Annotated in this window: 1 protein-coding gene; it reads left to right on the forward strand. The window is 58.7% G+C overall.

Translation table 11 applies throughout. The features are described from left to right. The first annotated feature begins 87 nt into the window (after nt 1-87). Complete coding sequence (locus AB4Y42_RS43950) at nt 88-1182, forward strand: IS5 family transposase (RefSeq protein WP_368697853.1); 1095 nt, start codon at nt 88-90, stop codon at nt 1180-1182. Nucleotides 1183-1340 lie beyond the last annotated feature (158 nt).

Consider the following 1340-nt stretch of genomic DNA (forward strand, 5'->3'; position numbering starts at 1 on the left):
CAGGTTGCTGAAGTACCGCTGAAACACGTCATCGCGCAGAGTTCGTGAAGCGTTGATAGATGGACTACCACTTGCCACATCGAGATCATGCGCGGCGCCGACACGTTCACCGAGAGTCTGTTTTCCCTACGAAAGCTGGACGACTTCGTCCCGACGTCGCATCCGTTGCGATCAATCCGCGTGATGGCCAACGAAGCGCTGGAGAAGATGGATCGGCTGTTTGCCGGGATGTACGAAGCGGACATAAAGGGCGGGCGGCCGAGCATTGCACCAGAGAAGCTGCTGCGAGCCATGCTGATCCAGGTGCTCTACAGCATCCGCTCGGAGCGCCAACTGATGGAGCAGGTTCAATATAACCTGCTTTTTCGCTGGTTCATCGGCCTGGCAATGGATGACGAGGTGTGGGTGCCGACGGTCTTCACGAAGAACCGCGAACGTCTGATCAAGCACGATGCGGTCATCGCATTTTTCAACGAAGTGGTGGCGATCGCTGAGAAGAAGTGCTTGCTCTCGGGCGAGCACTTCAGCGTGGACGGCACGCTGATCCAGGCGTGGGCGGGGCACAAGAGCTTCGTGCCCAAGAACAGTGACGATCAGGATCGCGACGGCGGCGCAGGCGACTTCAAAGGCGAGAAGCGCAGCAACGAGACGCATCAGTCCAGGACCGATCCCGATGCGCGGCTCTATCGCAAAGGCAAGACGGCCAGCGAATTGCGGTACATGGGCCATACGCTGACCGATAACCGGCACGGCCTGGTGGTCAACGCGCGCGTGACACACGCTGACGGACATGCCGAGCGTGAAGCGGCCAAGATCATGATCAACGACGCGCGGCAAGCGATACAGGATGCGAGCGCGGAGGTCACGCTGGGTGCGGACAAGGGTTACGACGCACAGGAATTCATCGAGGCCTGCCACGAGATGAAGGTCACACCGCACGTAGCGCAAAATACTGCCGGGCGGCGTTCGGCGGTGGGCGACACGATTGCCTCGAGCGTGGGCTACGCCATTTCTCAGCAAAAGCGCAAGCTGATCGAACAAGGCTTCGGCTGGGCAAAGACCGTGGGGCGCATGCGCCAAGCGATGGTGCGCGGGTTGAAGAAGGTGGATCAGATGTTTGTGTTGAACATGGCCGCCTACAACCTCGTGCGCCTACGATCCTTGGCACAGGTCCGTCCATAGTGACGGTAAACGCGCACATGAGGCCAAGAATTGGCCTCAAAGCGCTTAAAAGGACGTTGAATTCGCATTGAATTTGCACAATGCGAAAGATCTTGCCGCGAGAGCCGCGTAATTGGAGCGATGTCGCGTCAGCTCGGGTGTATTTCAGCGACCTGCTA

The sequence above is a fragment of the Paraburkholderia sp. EG286B genome (genome assembly GCF_040965655.1).
GTDB lineage: Bacteria > Pseudomonadota > Gammaproteobacteria > Burkholderiales > Burkholderiaceae > Paraburkholderia.

Coding starts and splice junctions, on each gene's coding strand:
- AB4Y42_RS43950 (WP_368697853.1), top strand. CDS start 88: ATGCGCGGCGCCGACACGTTCACCGAGAGTCTGTTTTCCCTACGAAAG.